18 protein-coding genes are annotated in these 18,391 nt (G+C 72.8%); 6 read left to right on the forward strand and 12 right to left on the reverse strand.

Features of this window, described 5'->3' with window-relative positions; genetic code table 11:
- Nucleotide 1: 1 nt before the first annotated feature.
- From IMZ35_RS27855 to IMZ35_RS27875, 5 genes are all read left to right on the forward strand, one after another.
- Nucleotides 2-1,615, forward strand: coding sequence for a phosphoglucose isomerase-related protein (locus IMZ35_RS27855; RefSeq protein WP_199444175.1), 1,614 nt, complete (start codon nt 2-4; stop codon nt 1,613-1,615).
- Nucleotides 1,615-3,177, forward strand: coding sequence for a glucose-6-phosphate dehydrogenase (zwf, locus tag IMZ35_RS27860; protein WP_199444176.1), 1,563 nt, complete (start codon nt 1,615-1,617; stop codon nt 3,175-3,177). The genes IMZ35_RS27855 and zwf overlap by 1 nt, the downstream gene beginning before the upstream one ends.
- Nucleotides 3,174-4,139 carry a glucose-6-phosphate dehydrogenase assembly protein OpcA gene (gene opcA, locus IMZ35_RS27865; protein WP_199444177.1) on the forward strand — a complete coding sequence of 322 codons (966 nt, stop codon included), beginning with the start codon at nt 3,174-3,176 and terminating at the stop codon, nt 4,137-4,139. Before zwf ends, opcA begins: the two co-directional genes overlap by 4 nt.
- Entirely contained in the window at nt 4,136-4,915 is a 780-nt protein-coding gene (pgl, locus tag IMZ35_RS27870; protein ID WP_199444178.1) for a 6-phosphogluconolactonase, read from the forward strand. Before opcA ends, pgl begins: the two co-directional genes overlap by 4 nt.
- Nucleotides 4,916-5,190: 275 nt before the next feature.
- Complete coding sequence (locus tag IMZ35_RS27875; protein WP_307868913.1) at nt 5,191-6,372, forward strand: sensor histidine kinase; 1,182 nt, start codon at nt 5,191-5,193, stop codon at nt 6,370-6,372.
- 76 nt (nt 6,373-6,448) lie between these two features.
- Here the strand turns inward: IMZ35_RS27875 and IMZ35_RS27880 are convergent, their stop codons facing one another.
- The 5 genes from IMZ35_RS27880 to gap form a co-directional block, all read right to left on the reverse strand.
- Complete coding sequence (locus IMZ35_RS27880; RefSeq protein ID WP_199444180.1) at nt 6,449-6,793, reverse strand: RNA polymerase-binding protein RbpA; 345 nt, start codon at nt 6,791-6,793, stop codon at nt 6,449-6,451.
- A gap of 106 nt (nt 6,794-6,899) precedes the next feature.
- Nucleotides 6,900-7,133: a preprotein translocase subunit SecG gene (secG, locus tag IMZ35_RS27885; protein ID WP_199444181.1), complete on the reverse strand. Its 234-nt coding sequence runs from the start codon at nt 7,131-7,133 to the stop codon at nt 6,900-6,902.
- 86 nt (nt 7,134-7,219) lie between these two features.
- Nucleotides 7,220-8,008 (reverse strand): triose-phosphate isomerase, encoded by a 789-nt coding sequence (gene tpiA / locus IMZ35_RS27890; protein WP_199444182.1) that lies wholly within the window; start codon nt 8,006-8,008, stop codon nt 7,220-7,222.
- Nucleotides 8,008-9,216, reverse strand: coding sequence for a phosphoglycerate kinase (locus IMZ35_RS27895; RefSeq protein WP_199444183.1), 1,209 nt, complete (start codon nt 9,214-9,216; stop codon nt 8,008-8,010). The genes tpiA and IMZ35_RS27895 overlap by 1 nt, the downstream gene beginning before the upstream one ends.
- A 26-nt stretch (nt 9,217-9,242) precedes the next feature.
- On the reverse strand, nt 9,243-10,247 hold the full coding sequence (gene gap, locus IMZ35_RS27900) for a type I glyceraldehyde-3-phosphate dehydrogenase (RefSeq protein ID WP_199444184.1): 1,005 nt from the start codon (nt 10,245-10,247) through the stop codon (nt 9,243-9,245).
- Nucleotides 10,248-10,551: 304 nt separating this feature from the next.
- Here gap and hisG point away from each other — a divergent pair, with 304 nt between their 5' ends.
- The gene (gene hisG, locus IMZ35_RS27905) at nt 10,552-11,451 is read left to right on the forward strand and encodes an ATP phosphoribosyltransferase (RefSeq protein WP_307868915.1); all 900 of its coding nucleotides are present in this window, start codon (nt 10,552-10,554) and stop codon (nt 11,449-11,451) included.
- Between the two features lie 50 nt (nt 11,452-11,501).
- Here the strand turns inward: hisG and whiA are convergent, their stop codons facing one another.
- The 7 genes from whiA to IMZ35_RS27940 all read right to left on the reverse strand — a co-directional run bounded on the left by whiA (nt 11,502) and on the right by IMZ35_RS27940 (nt 18,061).
- Complete coding sequence (gene whiA, locus IMZ35_RS27910) at nt 11,502-12,488, reverse strand: DNA-binding protein WhiA (RefSeq protein ID WP_199444186.1); 987 nt, start codon at nt 12,486-12,488, stop codon at nt 11,502-11,504.
- Nucleotides 12,479-13,492, reverse strand: a complete 1,014-nt coding sequence (locus IMZ35_RS27915) for a gluconeogenesis factor YvcK family protein (RefSeq protein WP_199444216.1) — start codon at nt 13,490-13,492, stop codon at nt 12,479-12,481. The genes whiA and IMZ35_RS27915 overlap by 10 nt, the downstream gene beginning before the upstream one ends.
- A gap of 8 nt (nt 13,493-13,500) precedes the next feature.
- Entirely contained in the window at nt 13,501-14,358 is an 858-nt protein-coding gene (gene rapZ / locus IMZ35_RS27920; protein WP_438816910.1) for an RNase adapter RapZ, read from the reverse strand.
- Nucleotides 14,359-14,384: 26 nt separating this feature from the next.
- Nucleotides 14,385-16,397: an excinuclease ABC subunit UvrC gene (uvrC, locus tag IMZ35_RS27925; RefSeq protein WP_199444188.1), complete on the reverse strand. Its 2,013-nt coding sequence runs from the start codon at nt 16,395-16,397 to the stop codon at nt 14,385-14,387.
- A 69-nt stretch (nt 16,398-16,466) separates the two neighbouring features.
- Nucleotides 16,467-16,943, reverse strand: a complete 477-nt coding sequence (locus IMZ35_RS27930) for a Rieske (2Fe-2S) protein (protein WP_199444189.1) — start codon at nt 16,941-16,943, stop codon at nt 16,467-16,469.
- 71 nt (nt 16,944-17,014) lie between these two features.
- On the reverse strand, nt 17,015-17,437 hold the full coding sequence (locus IMZ35_RS27935; RefSeq protein WP_307868918.1) for a Rieske (2Fe-2S) protein: 423 nt from the start codon (nt 17,435-17,437) through the stop codon (nt 17,015-17,017).
- Between the two features lie 81 nt (nt 17,438-17,518).
- On the reverse strand, nt 17,519-18,061 hold the full coding sequence (locus tag IMZ35_RS27940) for a hypothetical protein (RefSeq protein ID WP_199444190.1): 543 nt from the start codon (nt 18,059-18,061) through the stop codon (nt 17,519-17,521).
- Nucleotides 18,062-18,391: the final 330 nt, after the last annotated feature.

An 18,391-nucleotide genomic window follows, 5' to 3' on the forward strand; every position in this document is an offset into this window, starting at 1 on the left:
GATGAGCGACGTGATCTCTGTCGAGATCGTGCGCACGCCGAACTCCGACCAGGTCGACACCGTGGTGTCCGGCCTGGTCGGGGACCGGGCGGCCAGCAGGCTGACCGCGGGGGACGCCACCCTGTGGGGTCCCGAGGCAGAACCCGAGGCGTCGATCCGCCTCGCGTGGACGCGACTGCACGAGACGTCCCGTCCCCTGGTGGACGAGATCACCGCGCTGCGCGGTGAGCTGCACGCCGAGGGCGTCGACCGCGTGGTGCTCGCGGGCATGGGCGGTTCGTCGCTCGCGCCCGAGGTGATCACCGCGACCGCGGGCGTGCCCCTGGTCGTGCTGGACACCACCGACCCCGCCCAGGTGGCCGACGCGCTCGCGGGCGACCTCGCGCGCACGGTGATCGTGGTGTCGTCGAAGTCCGGCGGCACCGTGGAGACCGACAGCCACCGCCGGATCTTCGAGAAGGCGTTCACCGACGCGGGCATCGACGCCGCGTCGCGGATCGTCGTCGTGACCGACCCCGGCTCCCCGCTGGAGGCGGCCTCGCGCGAGGCCGGCTACCGCAGGGTGTTCCTGGCCGACCCGAACGTGGGTGGCCGCTACTCCGCGCTCACCGCCTTCGGCCTCGTGCCGTCCGGGCTGGCCGGCGCGGACCTGACCGAACTGCTCGACGACGCGGCCGCGGCCGCCGAGCTCGTGTCGGTCGACTCGCCGGACAACCCGGCGATCGTGCTGGCCGCCGTGTTCGGCGCGGCGCACGCCCGCGGCGCCGAGAAGATCGTGCTGGCCGACAGCGGTTCGGGCATCACGGGCTTCCCCGACTGGGCCGAGCAGCTCATCGCCGAGTCGACCGGCAAGAACGGCACCGGCCTGCTGCCCGTGGCGGTCGAGGGTCCGGGTGCTCCCGGGTTCGTGGACGCCCGCGGCGACGCCACCACCGCCGCCATCGGCCCGGCCACGGGCGCCTCCGCGGTGGCCGTGGAGGGCAAGCTCGGCGCGCAGTTCCAGGTGTGGGAGTACGCGACCGCGCTGGTGGGCCGCGTGCTGGGCATCAACCCGTTCGACCAGCCGGACGTGGAGGCCGCGAAGAACGCCGCCCGCTCGCTGCTCGACGCGCCGTCGGCGGAGCCGGTCACCCCGGCGTTCACCGAGGGCCCGGTCGAGGTGTACCCCAGCGGCGACTGGCTGCCCGACGGCGTCACGACCGTGGCGGGCGCGCTGGCCGCGCTCGTCGCCGCCGCGCCGGAGTTCGGCTACCTGTCGGTGCAGGCCTACCTCGACCGGCTCGACGACGCCTCCGTGGCGCTGCTGCGGCCCGAGCTGGCCAAGCGCACGCACCTGCAGACCACCTACGGCTGGGGCCCGCGGTTCCTGCACTCGACCGGCCAGTACCACAAGGGCGGTCACCAGAACGGCGTGTTCTTGCAGCTCACCGGTGCGTCGGAGAACGACCTGGAGGTGCCGGGGCGTCCCTACTCGCTGTCGACGCTCCAGCTCGCGCAGGCGCTCGGCGACGGTCAGGTGCTCGGCGAGCGGGGTCGTCCCGTGCTGCGGCTGCACCTCACCGACCGGGTGGCCGGTCTCGCCCAGCTGGTCGAGGCGATTCAGGAGGACAACTGATGCCCCTGACGTTCTCCGCCGCCGAGGACTGGCGCAACCCCCTGCGCGACCCGCGCGACAAGCGCCTGCCGCGCATCGCGGGACCGTGCGGTCTGGTGATCTTCGGTGTGACGGGTGACCTGTCGCGCAAGAAGCTCATGCCGGCGATCTACGACCTCGCCAACCGCGGGCTGCTGCCGCCGGGCTTCGGGCTCGTCGGCTTCGCCCGCCGCGACTGGGCCGACCAGGACTTCATGGAGGTGGTGTACGAGGCGGTCAAGGAGCACGCCCGCACGCCGTTCCGGCAGTCCGTGTGGGACCGGCTCGCCGAGGGCATCCGCTTCGTGCAGGGCAGCTTCGACGACGACGCGGCGTTCGACTCGCTCGCCGAGACCGTCGCCGACCTGGACCGCGAGCGCGGCACGGGCGGCAACCACGCGTTCTACCTGTCGGTGCCGCCCAGCGCGTTCCCGACCGTGGTGAACCAGCTCAAGCGGTCCGGCCTGGCGACCCCTCCCGAGGACGTCCCCGGTCAGTGGCGCCGGGTCGTCATCGAGAAGCCGTTCGGCCACGACCTCGCCTCCGCCAAGGAGCTGAACAAGGTCGTCAACGACGTCTTCCCCGAGGAGTCGGTGTTCCGCATCGACCACTACCTCGGCAAGGAGACGGTCCAGAACATCCTGGCGCTGCGGTTCGCGAACCAGCTCTACGAGCCCATCTGGAACGCGAACTACGTCGACCACGTGCAGATCACCATGGCCGAGGACATCGGCCTGGGCGGTCGTGCCGGGTACTACGACGGCATCGGCGCCGCGCGCGACGTCATCCAGAACCACCTGCTCCAGCTGCTGGCGCTGATCGCGATGGAGGAGCCCGTCTCCTTCCGTCCGGCGGACCTGCGCGCGGAGAAGGTGAAGATCCTCTCGGCGACGCGGCCCACCGAGCCGTTCGAGGAGACCAGCTCGCGCGGTCAGTACTCGGGTGGCTGGCAGGGTGGCAAGAAGGTGCCCGGCCTGCTGGAGGAGGGCGGCTTCTCGCCCGACTCGAACACCGAGACGTTCGCCGCCATCACCGCCGAGGTGAACACGCGGCGCTGGGCGGGTGTGCCGTTCTACCTGCGCACCGGCAAGCGCCTGGGCCGCCGCGTCACCGAGGTGGCGGTGATCTTCAAGCGCGCGCCGCACCTGCCGTTCGACGACACCGCGACCGAGGAGCTCGGCCAGAACGCGCTCGTCGTGCGCGTGCAGCCGGACGAGGGCGTCACCATCAGGTTCGGGTCGAAGGTGCCCGGCAACACGATGGAGGTCCGGGACGTCACGATGGACTTCGGCTACGGCCACGCGTTCACCGAGTCGTCCCCCGAGGCGTACGAGCGTCTCCTGCTGGACGTGCTGCTCGGCGAGCCCTCGCTGTTCCCGAAGAACGACGAGGTCGAGCTGTCCTGGGAGATCCTCGACCCGGTGCTGGAGCAGTGGGGCAGGGGCGACGCCCCGCCGCTGGAGAAGTACAAGGCCGGTTCTTGGGGACCCGCGTCCTCCGCGGAGATGCTCGGCCGGACCGGCCGTCACTGGAGGCGACCGTGATCATCGATCTTCCTTCCACCACCACCTCGCGCATCAACAGCAAGCTGGTGCACCTGCGCGAGGAGGGCGGCGCGGTCACCCTGGGGCGCGTGCTGAACCTGGTCATCGTGACCGAGGACGGCGAGCGCACCGAGGAGGCCGTGGACGCGGCCAACGACGCCAGCCGCGAGCACCCCTGCCGGGTGATCGTGGTGGCCAGGGGCGCCCGCCAGGCCGCTCCCCGGCTCGACGCGCAGATCCGCGTCGGCGGTGACGCCGGCGCCAGCGAGGTCATCGTGCTGCGCATCTACGGCGAGCTGGCCGAGGAGGGCGCGAGCTGCGTCATCCCGCTGCTGCTGCCCGACACCCCCGTGGTGGCGTGGTGGCCGTTCGAGGCGCCGAAGGTGCCCGCCGAGGACCCGATCGGTCAGCTCGCGCAGCGCCGGATCACCGACGCCGCGTCCGAGCAGGACCCGATCAAGGCCCTGGAGCAGCGTCGTGCGGGCTACACGCCCGGTGACACCGACCTGGCGTGGACGCGGCTCACGACGTGGCGGGCCATGCTCGCCGCGGCGCTGGACCTGCCGCCCCACGAGCGGGTCACCGCGGCCAGGGTCACCGGTGCGGCGGACTCGCCGTCCACCGACCTGCTGGCCGCGTGGTTCGCCGCGTACCTCGACATCGAGGTCAGCAGGGCGACCGCCAAGTTCAGCCAGGGCATGGTGGACGTGCACCTGAGCCGTCCGTCCGGCCCGGTCGACCTGGCGCGTCCGGACGGCAAGGTCGGCACGCTGACCCAGCAGGGGCAGCCGCCGCGCCGGGTGGCGCTGCAACGCCGCGAGGTGCGGGACTGCCTGTCCGAGGAGCTGCGCAGGCTCGACCCGGACGAGGTCTACGAGGAGGCGCTGAAGGCCCTGGGCAAGATCGTCCGGGTCGACACCGCCTCCGCCGAGGCGCAGGAGCCGGCGGAGGCCGGGTCGTGACCGAGGCCCAGGTGGTCGTGCACCACGGCGGTGACGTGCTGGCCGCGGCCACCGCCGCACGGCTCGTGACCAGGATCGTCGACGCGCAGTCCGCTCGCGGGTGGGCGTCGGTGGTGCTGACCGGTGGCCGCACCGGCACGGCCGTGCTGGAGCAGTTGCGGGCCAGCCCGGCGCGGGACGCGATCGACTGGGGCCGGGTCGACCTGTACTGGGGCGACGAGCGCTTCCTCCCCGCGGGGGACCCGGAGCGCAACGAGACCCAGGCGCGGGCCGCGCTGCTGGACCACGTGCCGGTCGACCCGGCGCGGGTGCACGCGGTGGAGCCGTCCGACGGCAGGTTCGGCGACGACCCGGAGGCCGCGGCGGACGCCTACGCCGACGTGCTCGCCGCCGCCGCGCAGCCGGAGGACCACGGCGCCGTCCCGACGTTCGACGTGCTGATGCTGGGGGTGGGCGAGGAGGGGCACGTGGCCTCGATCTTCCCGTCCTCCCCCGCGGTGTACGAGCAGGAGCGGACGGTCGTGGCGGTGCGCAACTGCCCGAAGCCGCCGCCGACCAGGGTGAGCATGACCCTGCCGGCGATCCGGCGTGCCCGCGAGGTGTGGTTGATGACCACGGGTGAGGCCAAGGCCGCCGCGGTGGCCCTGGCGCTCACCGGAGCGGGCGAGGTCTCCCTGCCCGCGGCGGGCGCACGGGGTCTCCGCCGCTCGCTGTGGCTGCTGGACCGGGCCGCCGCGGCGAAGGTGCCCACGCTGTTCGCACCTCCCACGGCGTAGTCCGTCGTTCTGCCCGTCGAGGCCGTCTCCGCACCGCGGAGGCGGCCTCGACCGCGTCGAGGCCCGCTCGAACGCTCCACCCGCGGCATGTGCTCGCGCACATTTGTGCCGCGTTCTGGTTCGGAAGCGTCCCGTGGGCGGGTTCGCGGTGTCTCGACCAGTGACGGGGCACGTGAGGTGCGCCGGTGGGAGGGGCGGCCATGTCAACCGCGACATCTGCGAAGTACGGTGACGACCGGCGAGTGGCGGGGCGAGCTGGAGGTCCGAGCGAGGTGGTGGGCGGCCCGTCGAGCCTGTCCGCCGAACGCGTCGCCGCGGCCACCGGGCGGCGGTGGGCGAGGCTCGGGCGGTTCCGGCACGTGGCGGTGGACGTCGCGGCCATCGGCATCGCCGCGCTGGACGTGTGGCTGCGGGTGCTGACCGACGTCCCCGTGCAGCCCTACAACTGGGCGGTGTCGATCACCGCCGTCGTCGCGCTCGTGCTGCGGCGGCGCTTCCCGTTCGCGGTGCTGCTGCTGACCGTCCCCGGCTTCCTGCTGGGCTGGGCGCAGCTCGCGGCCATGATCGCGCTGGGCACGGTCGCGCGCAGGCAGCTCCTGGGCGTGCGGACCCTCGTCGGCGCCGCCCTGGTGTGGTTCTGCCGGTTCTTCCTGTGGCCGGTGGAGGAGTTCACCGCCCTGCCCTGGCAGGGACACCTGCACAACGCGATCTACGGGTGCATCGTGGCCGGGATGCCCGTGGCGATCGGCCTGCTCGCCGCGGTGCGCGAGCAGCTGTCGGCGCACATCGCCGAGCTGGCGGCCAGCCGCGAGCGGGAGCAGCGGCTCCAGGCGCACGCGGTCCGGGCCGACGAGCGCGCCCGCCTCGCCCGCGAGATGCACGACGTCGTGTCGCACCAGGTGAGCCTGATCGCCCTGCAGGCCGGGGCGCTGCGGTTCTCCACGACCGAGCCCGCGGCCAAGCAGGTGGCCGGCACGATCCGCACGCTGAGCACCCGCACGCTCGACGAGCTGCGCCAGCTCGTCAGCGTGCTGCGCACGACCGCGGGCGACGACTCGCCCCAGCCAGGCGTCGGGGAGCTGCCGCAGCTCGTCGCCGCCGCCGGACTGCCGGTGTCGCTGACCGTGCGGGGTCCACTGGGCGAACTGCCGGGCGCGATCTCCGGCGCCGCGTACCGCACCGTCCAGGAGGCTCTGACGAACATCCGCAAGCACGCCCCCGGCTCGGCGGTGGCGGTGCGGGTGGCCGTGGAGGAGGAGACGCTGCGGGTCGAGGTGCAGAACGGGGCTCCGGGCAGCGCGGTCTCCGCTCCGCTGCCCGGCGGCGGGCACGGCCTGGTGGGGCTGCGGGAGCGGGCCGCGCTGCTGGACGGCGCGTTCGAGGCGGGCCGCACCGAGGACGGGGGCTTCCTGGTGCGCGTGACGATCCCGCTGCCCGCCGCGGACCGCGGGCGCTGACCACCCCGGACGCACCGGAGGCCCGGTGCTCACCCCGAGGTGAGCGCCGGGCCTCCGGTCGTGCGAGGGTCCGCAGCTACGGCACCTCGCGCTGCCTGCGCAGCTTCGTCAGCGCTTCTTCGAGAATCGCCTCGCCGTCCGCGTCGGAGCGCCGCTCCTTCACGTAGGCCAGGTGCGTCTTGTACGGCTCGTTGCGCGGAGGCGCGGGCGGGGCCTGCTCGTCCCGTCCGGCGGGAAGCCCGCACCGCGGGCAGTCCCACATCTCCGGCAGCTCCGCCTCGACCGCGAAGGACGGGCGCGATTCGTGCCCGTTCGCGCACCAGTACGACACCCGACGCCGGGGCGCGGACTCGCCGCGCTCCGATTCGCCCATCGGGCCTGCGCCGACGCGGGTACCGCGAATCGCGTTACCACCAGCCATCGACCCCTACACCCCTCAAAGTGGTTGCCCCAAGCGATCGGCCGGCGGTCGCCCGCCGTCCGGCCACTTCTGCCTGTGCCAGATCGACCGGCCAGGGCCAACTGGGTCAGTTGACCTTGACCAGCAGCCCGATCCCCACGATGGCGATGATCCAGATCGCACCGACGAACAGCGTCAGGCGGTCCAGGTTCTTCTCCACGACGCTGGAACCGGACAGACTCGACTGCATACCGCCGCCGAACAGCGAGGACAAGCCGCCTCCCCGACCGCGGTGCAGCAGCACGAGCAGCACGAGCAGCAGGCTGGAGACGATCAACAGGATCTGCAGGAACAGGATCATTTCTTCCTCGCTGTCAGGCAGTCGACGCCACAGAGTACCGGTTCGGCTGCCGAACGTGGACCACGATGTGGGTAGTAGTTGGACGATCAGGGAAGGGGACCACCGGCGGCCAGCGCGCACAGCTTCGCGAACTCGGCCGCGTCGAGACTCGCGCCTCCGACGAGAGCGCCGTCCACGTCGGGCTGCGCCACCAGCTCGGCGACGTTGCCGGACTTGACCGACCCGCCGTAGAGCACGCGCACCGCCGAGGCGACGTCCTCGCCGTACTTCTCGGCGAGCGTGGCACGGATCGCCGCGCACACCTCCTGGGCGTCGGCCGCTCCGGCCACCCGGCCGGTGCCGATCGCCCAGACCGGCTCGTAGGCCACGACCACGTCGGCCACCCGCTCCGCCGTGAGGCCCTTGAGCCCCGCGACGAGCTGAGCGGTGACGTGGGCGACGTGCTCACCGGCCTCGCGGACGGCGAGCTGCTCCCCCACGCACAGGATCGGCCTGATCCCGTGCTTCAGGGCGGTGCGGACCTTGCGGTTCACGAGGGCGTCGTCCTCGTGGTGGTGCTCCCGCCGCTCCGAGTGCCCGACGACGACCCACGTGCAGCCCAGCTTCGCGAGCATCGGGCCCGACACCTCACCGGTGTGGGCGCCCGAGTCGTGCTGGGAGACGTCCTGCGCGCCGTAGGTGATCAGGAGCTTGTCGCCGTCGGTCAGCGTCTGCACGCTGCGGATGTCGGTGAACGGCGGCAGCACGGCCACGTCCACCTTCGCGAAGTACTTCTCCGGCAGCGAGAACGCGATCTTCTGGACGAGCGCGATGGCCTCGAAGTGGTTGAGGTTCATCTTCCAGTTGCCCGCGATCAGCGGCGTGCGCGCCGCCATCAGGGGGTCTCCAGGACCGCGACGCCGGGCAGCTCCTTGCCCTCCAGGTACTCCAGCGACGCGCCGCCGCCGGTGGAGATGTGGGAGAAGCCGTCCTCCGGCAGGCCGAGCGCCCGCACGGCCGCCGCCGAGTCGCCGCCGCCGACGACGGTGAACGCGTCGCTGGCCACGAGCGCCTCCGCCACGGCACGGGTGCCGCCGGCGAACGCCTCGAACTCGAACACGCCCATCGGGCCGTTCCAGAACACGGTCGCCGCGTCGGCGAGCTTGCTCGCGAACAGCTCCCTGGTCCTCGGGCCGATGTCCAGGCCCTCCCGGTCGGCCGGGATGGCCGTCGCGTCCACGACCTCGTGCTCGGCGTCGGCCGCGAAGCCGGTGGCCGCGAGGACGTCGACCGGGAGCACCAGCTCGACGCCGCGCTCCTGCGCCTCGGCGAGGAAGCCGCGGACCTGGTCCAGCTGGTCGGCCTGGAGCAGGGAGTTGCCGACCTCGTGGCCCTGGGCCTTGAGGAAGGTGTAGGCCATGCCGCCGCCGACGAGGAGCCGGTCGACCTTGCCGAGCAGGTTGGCGATGACACCGAGCTTGTCGGAGACCTTCGCCCCGCCCAGCACGACCACGTAGGGCCGCTGGAGGTCGTCGGTGAGCTTGCGGAGCACCTCGACCTCGGCGAGCACGAGGCCGCCCGCGTAGTGCGGGAGCTTCGTCGCGACGTCGTAGACCGAGGCCTGCGCGCGGTGCACGACGCCGAAGCCGTCGGAGACGAACGCGCCGTCCTCACCGGTCAGCGCGACCAGCTCGTCGGCCAGCGCCCCGCGCTGCGCGGCGTCCTTGCTCGTCTCGCGCGCGTCGAAGCGGATGTTCTCCAGCAGCGCCACGCCGCCGTCGGCCAGCCCCTCGACCACGGACTTCGCGGAGTCGCCCACCACGTCGGAGGCGAGCGCCACCTCCGTGCCGAGCAGCTCGCCGAGCCGCGCGGCGACCGGGGCGAGGGAGAACTTCGGGTCCGGCTCGCCCTTGGGGCGGCCGAGGTGCGCCACCACGATCACGCGGGCGCCCGCCTCCGCCAGGGCGGAGAGGGTGGGCACCGACGCGCGCACGCGGCCGTCGTCGGTGATGGTGTCGCCGTCGAGGGGGACGTTGAGGTCGGCGCGCACGAGCACGCGCCGACCGGACACGCCCTCGGCGAGGAGGTCGCTGAGAGTCTTCATCGAGTCCCTGATCCTCTGGGGTGTGCTCAGAGCTTGGAGGCGACGAGCGCGACGAGGTCCGCGAGGCGGTTGGAGTAGCCCCACTCGTTGTCGTACCAGCCGACGACCTTGACCTGGTTGCCGATGACCTTGGTCAGCGGCGCGTCGTAGATGCACGACGCCGGGTCGGTGACGATGTCGGACGACACGATCGGGTCGGTGTTGTAGCGCAGGTACTTCGCCAGCGGGCCGTCGGCGGCGGCCTTGTACGCGGCGTTGACCTCGTCCAGGGTGACGTCGCGACCGACGGTCACGGTCAGGTCGGTGGCCGAGCCGGTGGGCACGGGCACACGCAGCGCGTAGCCGTCGAGCTTGCCCTTGAGCTCGGGCAGCACCAGACCGATGGCCTTCGCCGCGCCGGTGCTGGTGGGCACGATGTTCAGGGCGGCGGCGCGGGCGCGGCGCAGGTCCTTGTGCGGCGCGTCCTGGAGGTTCTGGTCCTGGGTGTACGCGTGGATCGTGGTCATGAGACCGCGCTCGATGGTGAACGCGTCGTGCAGGACCTTCGCCAGCGGCGCGAGGCAGTTGGTGGTGCAGGAGGCGTTCGAGATCACCGTCTGCGAGCCGTCGTACTGGTCGTCGTTCGCGCCCAGGACCACGGTCAGGTCCTCGCCCTTGGCCGGCGCGGAGATGATGACCTTCTTGGCGCCGCCCTCGTCGACGTGCTTGCGCGCGGCGGTGGCGTCGGTGAAGAAGCCGGTCGACTCGACGACGACGTCGACGCCGAGGTCCTTCCACGGCAGCTTGCCGGGGTCGCGCTCGGCGAGCGCCTTGATGGTCGTGCCGTCGACCTCGATGCCCTCGTCGTTCACCCTGACCTCGGCGTCGAGACGGCCGAGGACGCTGTCGTACTTGAGCAGGTGGGCCATCGTGGCGACGTCACCGAGGTCGTTGAAGGCCACGATCTCGATGTCGTGCCCGCTGGCCTGAACGGCGCGCCAGAAGTTGCGGCCGATGCGACCGAAACCGTTGACACCTACGCGAACCGTCACGGTGCGTCTCCTCGATGCTCGACTGGCAGTGGCGCCAGGGCGTACGGATGGGGCCTGTAACACAACCGTAGCCACCCTATCCCCAGACCTGCCGTGCTGGTCACGTGGACCGATCAGAATTCTTGATCGAAAAAGAAGACGGCTCCCGGCCAGCCCTCTCACCACGGTCCGACACGGACGGGTGCATCTGTTCGGGAGGCCCGAACCGGACGTCGTGGGTGGATCGGGACGCGATCCCGCCAGCTGGGAGGACAAAAGGGTCCCGTCGGTCCGAAGGGGTGAACGCAAGATCGGGAGCGGGGGCGTGCACGCGGTAGCCTTCGACCGCGCGGATTCACCTACGGAGGGCAGAACCTCGCTTCGTGTTGCAGTGCCCATGGGGTCAAAGTGGGCACCTCTCGCATCCGCGCTCCTCGCCGAAGCCGGCTTCGATCTCGGACAGCGCACCGACCCCGCTCAACGCCGAGTCGCCGATCCGGCGAACGACGTCGAGTTCTTCTTCCTGCCGAACCGGGACATCGCCTGCTACGTCGCCCAGGGGGCCGTCGACCTGGGCATCACGGCGCGCGACCTCGCCCTGGACTCCGGTGAGCCGGTCCGGACGATCCAGGCGCTCGGGTTCGGCCACACCATGCTGCGCTACGCGGGCCCGGCCGACGCGGACTGGCAGGTGCGCGACCTGGCGGGCAAGCGCATCGCCACCACCTACCCGCGACTGGTCGCCGCGCACCTCGCGCAGCGCGGGATCACCGCCGACGTGATCATGATCAACGGCAAGGTCGAGGCCGCGGTCGTGCTCGGCGTCGCCGACGTCGTGGCCGACGGCGTCGTCACCGGCGACACCCTGCGCGCCCACGGTCTCACGCCGTTCGGCCCGCCGATCTGCACCTCGCAGGCCGTGCTGGTGGAACGGGCCGGAGCCGCCGCGTCACCGGCCCGCGAGCGCTTCACGAGAGCGCTGCTGGACGTGGTGTTCGCGCAGTGCGTCTCGACGCTGCTCTGCGACTGCCACCGCGACCTGCTGGAGGTGGCTCGCGAGGTGTGCGTCGGCATCGCCGCGCCGACCGTGGAACCGCTGGCCGACCCGGACTGGGTGGCCGTGCACACGACCGTGCCGCACCACGCGGCCGGCGTCCTCATGGGACAGCTCGCGTCCGCCGGAGCTCGTTCCGTGCGGCTCGCCCAGCTCGTCCACCGCTGCTGAGCGGTCGCCGGTGGGCGCGGGAGCGATCCCCGCGCCCACCGGCGGCACCGTCAGACCTCGGCCTCCAGCATCTCCGCGGTCACGGCCGACTCGGTGTCCGGCAGACCCAGCTCCTTGGCGCGCTTGTCCGCCATCGCGAGCAGCCGCCGGATGCGACCGGCGACCGCGTCCTTCGTCATCTGCGGGTCGGACAGCTGACCCAGCTCCTCCAGGGACGCCTGCCGGTGGGCGAGACGCAGGTGACCGGCGGCCGCCAGGTGGTCCGGCGCCTCCGGGCCGAGGATCTCCAGCGCGCGGGCCACGCGGGCCGCGGCCGCCACCGCAGCGCGCGCCGAGCGGCGCAGGTTCGCGTCGTCGAAGTTGGCGAGCCGGTTGGCCGTCGCCCGCACCTCGCGGCGCATCCGGCGCTCCTCCCACGCCATCACGCTGTCGTGCGCACCGAGCCGGGTCAGCATCGCGCCGATCGCGTCGCCGTCCCTTATCACCACGCGCTCCGCGCCGCGGACCTCGCGGGACTTCGACTGGATGCCCATCCGGCGCGCAGCGCCCACCAGGGCGAGCGCGGCCTCCGGACCGGGGCAGGTGACCTCCATCGACGACGAGCGGCCGGGCTCGGTCAGCGAGCCGTGCGCGAGGAACGCCCCGCGCCACGCCGCCTCGGCGTCGCACACCCCGCCCGACACGACGGGGGCCGGCAGGCCGCGCACGGGACGTCCCCGCGGGTCGAGCAGGCCGGTCTGCCTGGCCAGTCCCTCGCCGTCCTTGACCACGCGCACCACGTAGCGGATGCCCTTGCGCAGGCCGGAGGAGGAGATGGTGAACACCTCCGACTGGTGGCCGTACAGCTCGTGGACGTCCTTGCGCAGGCGGCGGGCGGCGAAGGCCATGTCCAGCTCCGCCTCCACCACCACGCGCCCGGCCACGATGTGCAGGCCACCGGCGAAGCGCAGCAGCGACGCCACCTCCGCACGCCGGCAGCAGGTCTTGGAGACGGCCAAGCGGCTCAGTTCGTCCTTGACCGCCGAGGTCATCGCCACGGGTCGCCTCCACTGCTGCTCGAACTCGTTCGGTGTGCCGGGTCCGCCGCCGGGCGGGACGCGGCGTCCAGCTCGGCGAGCGCGTGGCGGAAGCTCTCCGCCAGCGCCGCGGGATCGTGCCGGTCGGGTGCTCCGTCGGCCGCGATCCGCGACAGGTGCGGGGCGGCGCCCAGCGCCGCCGCCGCTCTGCGCAGCCGGTCCGGCACGGGCACCGAGTCGGTGTCCGCGATGATCGCGTCCACCTCCAGGCCCGGTGCGTGCTCGCAGAGTACGTCCAGGTGCCGTTCCGGCGAGAATCCGGCGGTCTCCCCCGGCTGCGGCACGAGGTTGAGCACGACGACCTTGCGCGCCCTCGTGGTGAGCAGCGCGTCGAGCAGCTCGGGCACCATCAGGTGCGGCAGCACGCTGGTGAACCACGAGCCGGGGCCGAGCAGCACGACGTCCGCGTCGCGCACCGCCCGCACCGCCTCCGCGCACGCCAGCGGGTGCGGTCCCGCGCCCTTGAGCCTGATCCGCCGCACCAACCCCGGCGTGGTGGCGATGGCCACCTGGCCGCGGATGCGGCGCACGGCGTCGATGTCGTCGTCCAGGCCCGTCACGTCGGCCTCGATGTCCAGCGGCTCGGTCGACATCGGCAGCACGCGGCCCCGCACGCCCAGCAGCCGGCACGCCTCGTCGAGGACGGCCACGGGGTCGCCGAGCTGCTCCAGCAGCCCGGCGAGCACGAGGTTGCCCACGGCGTGCCCGGCGAGCGCGCCCGTGCCGCCGAAGCGGTGCTGGAACAGCTCGGACCACAGCCGTCCGCCGTCGTCGTTCCCGGCGAGGGCGACCATGGCCTTGCGGAGGTCGCCCGGCGGGAGCAGGCCCAGTTCGCGACGCAGCCTGCCCGACGACCCCCCGTCGTCGGCCACGGTGACGACGGCGGTGACGTCGGGGGTCATCGTGCGCAGGGCCGACAGCGTGGCGTGCAGCCCGTGACCACCGCCGAGCGCGACCGCGCGCAGCGGAGCGGTCACTCCCGCCCCAGGTCGCGGTGGACGACCTTGACGGCCATGCCGTCCTCGGCGGCGAGGCGCGAGGCCAGCTCCTCGGAGATCGCGACGCTGCGGTGCTTGCCGCCCGTGCAGCCGACGGCGAGCGTCAGGTAGCGCTTGCCCTCGCGGCGGTAACCGGCGCCGATCAGCCGCAGCAGCTCGTGGTAGCGGTCGAGGAACTCGTCCGCCCCCTCCTGGGTGAGCACGTAGTTGCGCACGTCCGGCTCCAGACCCGTCTGCTCGCGCAGCTCGGGGATCCAGAACGGGTTCGGCAGGAAGCGGACGTCCATGACGAGGTCGGAGTCCATCGGCAGGCCGTACTTGTAGCCGAAGGACAGCACCGTGACGCGGGTGCGCGCCGCGGTCTCCGAGCCGAACGAGTCCTCGATCTTCGCGCGCAGCTGGTGCACCGACAGCGCGGAGGTGTCCAGGACCAGGTCGGCCTCCTCGCGCAGCGGCGTGAGCAGGACGCGCTCGGCGGCGATGCCGTCGGCCAACCGGCCGTCGCCCTGCATCGGGTGACCGCGGCGGACCGCCTCGAAGCGGCGGATCAGCACGTCGTCGGTGGCCTCCAGGAACAGCACGCGCGGCTTGTAGCTCCGCGCGTCCAGGTCCTTGATGATGGCCGCCAGGTCCTCGGTGAACGCGCGGCTGCGCACGTCCATGACGACCGCGACCCTGGTGATCGCGCCCCTGGCCTGGGCCCCCAGCTCCACCATGGTGGAGATCAGCTCGGGTGGCAGGTTGTCCACGACGAACCAGCCGAGGTCCTCCAGGCACTTGGCGGCCGTGCTGCGGCCCGCGCCGGACAGCCCGGTCACCACCGCGACCTCGATGCCGGACTTCTCGCCGGCGGGTGCACTCACGTTGTCTCCCCTTCGCTACTGGCCGTGCCGCTGGTCAGCGACGCGAGCACGGCTTCCGCGGTGCGCCGGCCCACGCCCGGCACCACGCTGATCTCCTCGACGGTCGCTTCGCGCAGCTTGCGCACCGACCCGAAGTGCTTGAGCAGGGCGGCCCTGCGGGTCTGTCCGAGTCCCGGCACGTCGTCGAGCGCCGAGGCCGTCATCCGCTTGGACCGCTTCTGCCTGTGGTAGGCGACGGCGAACCGGTGCGCCTCGTCGCGCACCCGTTGCAGCAGGTAGAGCGCCTCGCTGGTGCGGGGCAGGATCACCGGGTCCGGGTCGTGGGGCAGCCAGACCTCCTCCAGCCGCTTCGCGAGCCCCACCACCGCGACGTCGGTGACGCCCAGCTCGGCGAGGACGTCGGCCGCCGCGCTGGCCTGCGGCCCCGCGCCGTCGACGACCAGCAGGTTCGGCGGGTAGGCGAACTTGCGCGGCCGGCCGGTCTCCAGGTCGATGCCCGGCGGTGAGCCGGCGGGCGCGGCGCCGTCGGCGGTGGCGCCGACCGGAACGGCGTCGGGCACCACCTCGGCGGCGGCGTCCTTCGCCGTCTCCCGCAGGTAGGCCTGGAAGCGGCGGCGGACGACCTCGGCGATGGAGGCGACGTCGCCCTCCTGCGCCCCCTCGCGGATCGCGAACCGCCGGTACTCGGACTTGCGGGCCAGGCCGTCCTCGAACACCACGAGCGAGGCGACCACGTCGGTGCCCTGCACGTGGCTGATGTCGGTGCACTCGATGCGCAGCGGCGCGGTGTCCAGCTCCAGCGCCTCCTGGAGCTCCTGGAGCGCGGCGGAGCGCGCGGTGAGGTCACCGGCCCTGCGCAGCTTGTGCTGGGTGAACGCCTCGGCGGCGTTGCGCGCGACGGTCTCCATCAGCGCGCGCTTGTCGCCGCGCTGCGGGACGCGCAGCTGCACGCGGGAGCCCCGCAGGTCCGACAGCCACCCCTCCAGGACCGCGGCGTCCGCCGGCAGTTCGGGGACGAGCACCTCGCGCGGCACGAGCGTGGTCTCCACGCCGGGCACGTCGGCGCTCTCGGCCTGCAGACCGTAGAACTGGGTGACGAACTGGTCGACGAGCGTCGGGGTGTCGGCGTCCTCGACCCTGTCCACGACCCAGCCGCGCTGACCGCGCACGCGTCCGCCGCGCACGTGGAAGACCTGGACGGATGCCTCCAGCTCGTCCTGCGCGAAGGCGACCACGTCGGCGTCGGTGCCGTCGCCGAGGACGACGGCCTGCTTCTCCAGCGCGCGGCGCAGCGCCCCGAGGTCGTCGCGCAGCCGGGCCGCGCGCTCGAACTCCAGCTCCTCGGCGGCGGCGTTCATCTCCCGCTCCAGGCGCTTGACCATCGCGTCGGTGCGGCCGGCGAGGAAGTCGCAGAAGTCGCCGACGATCTCCCGGTGCTCCTCGGGGCTCACCCTGCCGACGCACGGCGCGGAGCACTTGTCGATGTAGCCGAGCAGGCACGGCCGCCCCATCTGGGCGTGCCGCTTGAACACCCCCGACGAGCAGGTGCGCGCGGGGAAGACCCGCAGCAGCAGGTCCAGGGTCTCGCGGATCGCCCAGGCGTGGGCGTAGGGGCCGAAGTAGCGGACCCCCCTGCGCCGCGGGCCCCGGTAGACGTGCAGCCGGGGGAACTCCTCGTTCAGCGTGACCGCGAGCACCGGGTAGGACTTGTCGTCGCGGTAGCGGACGTTGAACCGCGGGTCGAACTCCTTGATCCAGTTGTACTCCAGCTGGAGCGCCTCGACCTCGGTGCTCACCACGGTCCACTCGACGCTCGCCGCGGTCGTCACCATCTGCCGGGTGCGCGGGTGCAGCCCGGCGAGGTCGGCGAAGTAGGAGTTGAGCCTGCTGCGCAGGCTCTTGGCCTTGCCGACGTAGACGACCCCGCGGTTGGCGTCGCGGAACTTGTAGACACCGGGGGCGTCCGGGATCGTGCCGGGTGGGGGACGGTAGGTCGACGGGTCGGCCACGGCTCAAGCCTACGTGCGAGCACCGACACCCGATCGTGGAGCCCGACCCGCCGCCCCCGTCACCAGCCGTCAGGCGAGGACGACCTGGTCCCCGTCGACGGCCACGGGCACCTCGGTGAGGGGCTTCGTCGCCGGTCCCTTCTTCACGCCGCCGCTGGTGGCGTCGAACTGGCTGCCGTGCGCCGGGCAGCTGATGGTGCCGCCGGCGGGCTCGCCGACGAGCACGCCCTGGTGGGTGCAGCTGGCGTCGAACGCCTTGACCTCGGTGTCCGACACGCGGGTGACGACGAGCTTGTCGCCGCTGGGGCCGTCGACCACGACGCCACCGCCGACGGGGACGTCGGCCAGCGCGACCAGGCCGCTGGCCGCGCCCCCGCCGGTGGGAGCGGCGGCGCTGGTGCCGCCGGCGGCCGAGGTCCTCGCCGCGCCGGTGGAGCCGGAGTCACCGCAGGCGACGAGGAGACCGCCGGGGACCGCGACGGCCGCGGCGAGGCCGCACAGGACGGACCTGCGGTTGGGCTGGGTGGTGCTCTCGGTGGAAGTCAACCGAATCCTCCGCGGAGTGGTGGTGGGGTGTCCGAGTACACCGCCAACTACGCATCTCCGCACGATCCGGTTCACCCCAGGAGCACGTCCTGCCCCGACGTCGTGACGGGGACCTCGGCGAGCCCGCCGGTCGCGGGGCCGCGCCGCACCGCGCCGGTCGCCGGGTCGAAGGTGCTGCGGTGGGTCGGGCAGGTGATCACCCCGCCCGAGGGCGGCCCGACGAGCGTGTCCGCGTGGGGGCACGTCGGGTCGAAGGCGCGGACGACGTCCTCCTCGGGGCGCACGAGCAGCAGCTGGGCGTCGCCGGGCACGTCGACGAGCACGCCGCCGCCCACGGGCACGTCGGCCAGCCCGGCGAGCCGGTCCCCCGGCTTCGCGGTCCCCGTTCCCCCGGTCCGGCGCGGCGCCGCGGAGCCGCACGCCGCGAGCGACGACGTCAGGGCTCCGAGGGCCGCCGCGCACAGCGCCGTCCTGCGGGTGATGCCGTCCGGCACCTCGCACCTCCAGCGTGATCTCGCGTCCGGCGTCCCAGTGTGACGGGCGCGGCGGACGCGAGATCGCGCGGGGAGTGCGGCTCAGCGTTCCGTCGAGGCCGATCGGGCCAGCGCCAGGACCGCGGTGAACGGCGGGAACCAGTGCCTGCTGTGCGACGGCGGGTTCGCCCAGCGCAGCGAGCCGTAGCGGGTCATCGTCGGGGGCAGCGCGATGCGGTGCGGCGAGCGGACGAACTGCACCTCCGGCGGCGCCTTGAGGTGGGTGGGCAGCAGGGCCACGAGTTCGGCCAGGAAGATCCAGTGCTCGCGGGGACCGGGTATGACGGTGACCGGTCCGGCGAGCATTCTGGCCTTGAGGTCCGCGAGCACCCTGGAGCCGATCCGGGCGGGCATCGCGAGCGCGGTCGTGGCGGGGCCCAGCGGCAGGAAGACACCCTGCTCCGTCACCGAGACCTGCCAGCCGAGCAGGCGGTAGCCGGCCACGGCCTCGCCGATCGCCCGGTCGTTGGCACGCCGCGCGGGTGACTGGGGTGTCTCCGGCCTGGTGGCCACCGGGGCCGCCGACACCGCCGACGCAGCCCTCGCGCTGGTCGCCTTCGCTGTGGTCGAGGTGGTGATGCTCATGGACGGGTGTCCTCTCCAACCGGGTGGTCCGCGTGGGTGCTTCGGTCAGGTCCTCCACCGGGACGGGGTTCCGCCCTCTCCTGGTGACGTGTGCAGCCTGGAACCGGGTGACCTCCGACACCACACCTCGGGCGGGTGGCTCTCATGCACCTCGTGCATCGAGAGCATCCGTCGCACCGCCTCGGGGGCCCAGCCGTGACCCGAACAGGGGTTCATGCAGCAAATGCATGGACTGACGATCACGGCCCAGTACACTCGTCGGCACGCTCAGTGACGGGAGCGAGGCTGTGGAATTGAACGCTGATGAGAGCGGATTAGCGAGACCCAGTT

This window comes from Umezawaea beigongshangensis (assembly GCF_016464305.1).
GTDB classification, from domain to species: Bacteria; Actinomycetota; Actinomycetes; order Mycobacteriales; family Pseudonocardiaceae; genus Umezawaea_A; species Umezawaea_A beigongshangensis.